The sequence below is a fragment of the Caldisericum sp. genome, from assembly GCA_022759145.1.
In the GTDB taxonomy this organism is placed as follows: domain Bacteria; phylum Caldisericota; class Caldisericia; order Caldisericales; family Caldisericaceae; genus Caldisericum.
This window is the reverse complement of sequence record JAEMPV010000105.1, coordinates 1-6,266: the sequence shown is the minus strand read 5'-3', so window position 1 is coordinate 6,266 and position 6,266 is coordinate 1. Positions and strand designations below refer to the sequence as shown.

Genomic DNA, 6,266 nt, shown 5'->3' with positions numbered 1-6,266 from the left:
ACTTAAAAGAGCCCGTCCCACGCCTATCAATAACTTCGTCAAAGTTGTATTTCATACCTACCTCCTACAGCAACTATTTTTGCAAGAACTACAGGAAAATTCCTATGGATAAATCTTCATTGTTTGTTTAAATATCGCCTTATCGCCTGAAAACGAGGCAATTTCTGGCTTATCAGAGACTCCGAAAACAATTGCACCTTTGGAGAGTGCATATTTTCCAATGTCGTAAACCTCGCCTGTTATAAGGATTTCCTCTTCTAAGAGGGTTGAAAGCTCCGTATCGTCGGGCAAAAAGTCCATTCTTGCAAGAGTTTTTTCGAGTTCTATTTTCCTGAAAGTTGGGAAAAGTGTAGGAGATTTTTGCTTGATATTGTATTTCACTTCTGAAACAAGGCTTTCAAGTTTGCCCTGCACAGTAACTCCCTCTATAAATTCCTCAAATGTTTTTTCCTTTGCAATACGGAGAAACTCCTCAAATTTTACTGCACCTGAATAGATTATAAGCGACACAATAGAAACGATATCCTGATTGTCCTGGGTAAATTGAAGAAGGTCCTTTGTGTGGATCTTCTTGTAGAGTTTGAGGAAGTTTTCCTTTTCTGCTAAATCCAGTGAATGTCCAAAAACAATTTCTGCAAGAGAAACTATTGCATCCGTTCGAGCCTTATCAATGGGAAGGTGATTTCTTCCATGCGCACCAATTGCAGTTTTATCGATATCAACTATGAGGATCGTGCTATTGCTAATTTTATCCAGAACAAAATCTTTTAACATTGCCCAACTTGTATTAAAAACAACATAGGGATAAGGTGATTGTGTCTCCGTTGCAGTCTCATCGGTTATGACACCAAAGATGTTGACTCCTAATTCTTTCAAGTTCTTTATAACCGTTAGGTCAGAAAGAAATGTATCTCCAAGATAGACAACTGATGAAAAGTCTAATGCACTCTTCAAGATTTCTCTAAGGACAAGTGCGTACTCTTTGTCCTTCTTCCGAGGGAGAGTATTAAGTCCCAATCTATCTTTAAGGTCGTTAAAATTAGGAAGGGATTTCTTAACAGGATTTAACTCTCTAAAGATTATATAGTCGTTAAAGATATCGTTTAAAGTACCACGTCTCAAAATCATATAAGCCCCTTTACATATGCAAGTTCTGCGTTGAGGACACTTCCACCAGCAGCCCCTCTTATGGTGTTGTGAGAAAGCACTGTAAATGTGAGGGTTGAGCCTTTTAATTTAATCCTCCCAACGCTTACACTCATCCCGTTCCCCTTGTTTACATCAAGCACAGGTTGAGGTCTCAAAGGATCCTCAAACACAACTATTGGTTTTTCGGGTGCGGTAGGCAATTTCAATTCCTGAGGGACACCCTTAAACTCACTTAAAGCGCTGATAATCTCTGGAAGGTATGCCTCTACTTCAAGGAATACAACCTCTGTATGCCCTTCACGCACGGGAACTCTGTTTGTCCTTGCAAAAATTTCAAGTTCAAAGTCTTTAAATTCACCGTCAAATGTGCCTAAAATCTTTTTCGTTTCACGCTCTATTTTCTCTTCCTCGTTTGCAATATAGGGCAAAATATTTCCGTGGATGTCGAGTGCATAAAGCCCGTGGATGCCTGCTCCAGAAATTGCCTGCATCGTAACAACAAAAAGATTGCTTATTTTAAACCTTTCCGTAAGTGCCTTTAATGGGATTACAAGCCCGGTTGTCGAGCAGTTTGCATTTGTTATAATGAAGCCTTTTGTCCCCTGATACTTCACTGCCTCTATATGGTCGGGATTTACTTCTGGAATAAGGATAGGAACAAACCTATCATACCTGTGAGAGGAAGTATTAGAGAATACAAAGTGGCCACTTTTTGCAAGTTCGACTTCAAGGGTATCGGCAACATCGGAGGGAAGTGCAGAAAAAACAATACTTTCTTCAACCTCAGGCGATTCTTCAAAGGACTTCACAACCATATCTTTTGCGTACTGAGGTATGTCTTTTTCAAGCACCCACTGCACTACATCCCCATACTTCTTTCCCTTGCTTTTGTTACTTCCATAGAGACTTGTTACCTCAAAAAATGGATGGTTTTCAAGAAGACTTACAAACCTCTGCCCTACCATTCCTGTTGCACCCATAATCGCAACTTTCTTTTTCATATGTATGCCTCCAAACTTAAAATGTCCTGAAGCACTCCAATTGCAGTAACCCTGAGTCCTGCACCGAGCCCCCGGATTGTAATAGGAATATTCGAAAAGTTTTTGAGATATATTTCAAAGATGTTTTCACCTTCTCTAAGGGAACCGAATGCAGAATCCTTAGGAAAAGCCTTCAAAGTTATCCTGAGTTTATCTTCGATCTCTACAATTGGATACACAACAGAATCTGGGCTTAAAAGGTTTCTAATCTTTTGCTCAAAGTTCTTATAGTCTTTCTCAAAAAATTCATCGAGGTTTTTTGCCCTGGTAAAGCACTCAAATTCGATATCATTTTCCTTAAAGTCCTTTCCTATAACATAAGAAAGAATTTTTCCCTTGCGTAGAAGATCCATCCCAACAAGGTCGTCAACAGGATTTGGCTCGGTATATCCCAGCTCAACTGCCTTAAGAATTGCATCTTTCAAAGATTCTCCCCTGTTAACGAGGGTAAAAATGAAGGAGAGTGTTCCTGAGGGAAGCCCAACAATCCTATAGACTGTGTCCCCTGCATTTATAAATTCCCTCAAGACTTTAATAAGTGGTAACGATGCGCCAACAGTCGTCTCAAAAAGGAATTTCCCTTTTGAAGTTGTGAACTTCTTAAAGGTCTCAAAGTCTGTTGCGAGGTTTTTCTTATTTGAGGTTACGACATTAAAGCCCATAGATAGAAGTTCAAGAAGGTCCATTGCTATAGAGTCAGAGTTTGTAACATCGACTATTACAGTATTTTTTGGAAGGGACTTTATGTAGTTTACAGGGCTTCCGCTGTTTTTGAAGTTAAAGTCCCAATTTTCGATGTGTTCTTTTACCTCATCACTTTTTGCAAAACCTTGAGAGCGTGCAAGCCCAACATAGCGTACGCGAAGGTTTAGATCACGCTCAAAATGGCTTTCGTTTTCTTTTATGAGTTTTATGAGTTCTTTCCCAACGGAACCAACACCAAACTGGAATATGTTAATTGTCTTTATCTTTTGCCCCGCAAGACCGAGTTCGGAGTGAAGCGCATTCAAAATTTTCCCTACATCGCCCCTCTTTACAACAAAAGAGAGGCTATTTTCGGATGAACCCTGCACAATTGAGATAACCTTTATTCCGTAGGCATAAGAGATCCTGAAAATCTCTTTGTGAAGGGATTCGTCCCTGTTTAAGCCATCGCCCACGATTGAGACAATGGAGAGGTTTTTCTTTGAGGAAATCTTATCGATGAGTCCGAGTTTTATTTCGTTATCAAACTCATTTTTCAAGCCTTCAATGAGGCGATCAGAAACACCCTCATTTACAAAAAGGTCGACTGTCTGTTCCGACGATGACTGCGCAATCATTATGACATTAACGCCAGTTTTTGATGCTCTTTCGAAGATCCTTCTTGATATTCCCTTTAGTCCCTGCATACCTTTTCCCTCAACAGAAACAAGCGCAATATCCTTTATCGAAGTTACCGCTTTCGGTCCTAAAAACGCACTTTCATCACTTATAAGGGTGTGAGGTCCATTTGGGTCAAAAGTATTCAAAACCCTTATTGGAATATGCTTTTCCATTGCAGGGATGAGGGACTTTGAGTGCATAACCTTTGCACCAAAATACGAAAGTTCTCTTACTTCTGCGTAACTCAACTTTTCTATCGTCTTTGCGCCCTGGACAACCTTTGGATCTCCAGTCAAAACACCATTTACATCCGTGTAAATCCACACTTCCCTTGCATCGAGAAGACGCCCCAAAATCGTCCCTGTAAAATCGCTTCCTCCTCTTCCAAGGGTTGTTATTGCACCGTTAACATCGCTTCCGATGTAGCCTGTAACAACTGGAGTGAAGCCTTCTTTTATGTAACGACCAAGAATTTTTTGTGCCCGCTTTTCACTTTCTTCGTAAAGAGGATTTGCATCAAGGTAATCAGAAGTTGTTATAAGGAATGTTGTTGCATCAACCGGTGCAGACTTAAGCCCCATAGTCTGAAAGTATTTTGAAACAATGCGTGCGTTCATCCTCTCTCCAAAAGATTGGATAAGTGCATTTGCCCTGTCCGAAAGTTCCCCAAGCATATACACCGCAAAAAGAATTTCCTCTAATTCACTTAAAAGTTCGTTTACGGAGTCAAGTTCGTTTCCAAAAAGTTCTATGGAAGTATCTTTATGTTTCTTCTTAATGGATGCAAAGACATCTTTAAAACCCTCATCGTGAGATACTGCAAGTGCGCTTGCCTTTATGAGGCTGTCCGTAACGCCGCTCATTGCAGAAACAACAACTACCTTTGACTCATCAATGCCTTTAACAATTTCGTAAACCTGCCTTATCGCCTTTGCGCTTCCAACTGATGTGCCACCAAACTTTAAAACAAGCATACTATTCACCCTCCAGAACAATTTTCTTCAAAGCATTCTCAAGGTCTTTTAATGTCTCTATTTCAAAAAATCGTGAACGGCTTTTCACATCTTTAATATTTCCCGTGTGTAAGTTTATCGAGGTATCCGGGTCTTTAAGGATGTTGCCTGTAAGAATCATTACAACGGTATCACTACTTTTAATTACGCTACTTTTCCGAAGTTTTCTTAAACCTGCAAGAGTTGATGCAGACGAAGGTTCGCATCCAATACCAAGGTTGTCGATATCTCTCTTTGCTTCAAGTATCTCAAGGTCACTTACGCTTTCAACAACACCTTGCGTAAATTCTATTGATTTAACTGCCTTTTCGTAGTTCACGGGATTACCTATCCTTATTGCAGTTGCAATGGTCTCCGCTTTCATTGGCTCAAATTCCTTAAATCCACTCTTAAAAGCCCTGTAGAAAGGAGATGCGCCTTCTGCCTGGATTACCGCAAGGCGTGGAACTTTATCGATGAATTTGAACTCGAACAATTCCTTTAAAGCCTTCCCAAAAGCAGAAGTATTGCCAAGGTTACCACCAGGAACGATAATCCAATCGGGGACAACCCACCCAAGTTCTTCAAGCGTATTTATGATGATTGTCTTTTGCCCTTCAAGGCGGAGGGGATTAAGAGAATTAAGAAGATATAACTTATACTCACTGCTTGCCTCTTGAACGAGTTTCATCGCATAGTCAAAGTCCCCTGAAATCTCGAGGACATTTGCACCATATGCAAGCGCCTGCGAGAGTTTTCCTAAGGCAACTTTCCCTTTTGGAATGAAAACAACACTTTTAAGCCCGGCATGTGCAGAGTAACTTGCAAGGGATGCGGAGGTGTTGCCCGTTGAAGCACAGGCTGTTATCTTAAAACCAAGTTTTTTTGCTACACTTACACCAACAGTCATTCCCCTATCCTTGAAAGAACCGGTTGGGTTTTCGCCTTCGTGCTTAAAGTAAACTTCCATTCCATCGACAACCTTTTTGTAAAGATTTGTTCTCCCCTCGGGAAGGGTTACGATAGAATTAGGTTCAATATCAAGCACAAACTCCCTGTAGCGCCATACACCGCTCTGGTTATAAGGTTCAAGCGACATCCTTCTTTTAAGGAACTCATCTTTTAAGGTCGGGGAAAGTGTGCCCTGCAAACTCACTTCAAGCAGTCCGCCGCAGTCGCAACGGGTCTTTGATGAAAAAACATCGAAAGTCTTACCACACCTAATACATTTAAGTACCCTTTCCATATTGCGATTATTATAATAAAATTTCCGAATTTTAAAAAGAAAAAAGGGCGGCTTTCACATACCGCCCCTACAAAAATAGCGTTAGACTACTTTAAAATAAATGTCACATAAACATTAACCGCAATTTCGTTTGAACCAACCTCTATGGGAGCACCCGTACCCATCCCCTCAGCGCCACCATAGTAGGGGGCTTTAGATTGTTCTGGGACATACTCGTAAGAAACAACTTTGTAATCTGAAACTTTCTTTCCCATAGTTTTTGCAATCTCCTCTGCCTTTGCCCTTGCATCGGAAAGTGCCTTTGAAAGGAGTTCTTTCTTTACCTCGTCTTCATTACTTGCCTTGAAGTTCAGGTTATAAAAGGTGTTTGCTCCTGCATTCGCCCCTGTACTTATTACATCACCAATGAGGGTTGTTTTAACTGTAACCGTAAGATCGTGTTCGACACTGTAGCCAGTCCTTGTTGGAGGCTGC

The 6,266-nt window shown here is 40.7% G+C and carries 5 protein-coding genes; all 5 read right to left on the bottom strand.

All coding sequences use genetic code 11. The annotated features are described in order from the left end of the window. Positions 1-102: 102 nt before the first annotated feature. Complete coding sequence (locus JHC30_06440) at positions 103-1,128, bottom strand: hypothetical protein (protein ID MCI4463787.1); 1,026 nt, start codon at positions 1,126-1,128, stop codon at positions 103-105. Further along, a complete protein-coding gene (asd, locus tag JHC30_06435) occupies positions 1,125-2,150 on the bottom strand; it encodes an aspartate-semialdehyde dehydrogenase (protein ID MCI4463786.1) in 1,026 nt (341 codons plus the stop codon). Before asd ends, JHC30_06440 begins: the two co-directional genes overlap by 4 nt. Next, on the bottom strand, positions 2,147-4,528 hold the full coding sequence (locus tag JHC30_06430; GenBank protein MCI4463785.1) for an aspartate kinase: 2,382 nt from the start codon (positions 4,526-4,528) through the stop codon (positions 2,147-2,149). The genes asd and JHC30_06430 overlap by 4 nt, the downstream gene beginning before the upstream one ends. 1 nt (position 4,529) lies before the next feature. Continuing rightward, positions 4,530-5,792 carry a threonine synthase gene (locus JHC30_06425; GenBank protein MCI4463784.1) on the bottom strand — a complete coding sequence of 421 codons (1,263 nt, stop codon included), beginning with the start codon at positions 5,790-5,792 and terminating at the stop codon, positions 4,530-4,532. Between the two features lie 86 nt (positions 5,793-5,878). After that, on the bottom strand, positions 5,879-6,266 hold a 388-nt coding region (locus JHC30_06420), incomplete at its 5' end, for an SIMPL domain-containing protein (protein ID MCI4463783.1).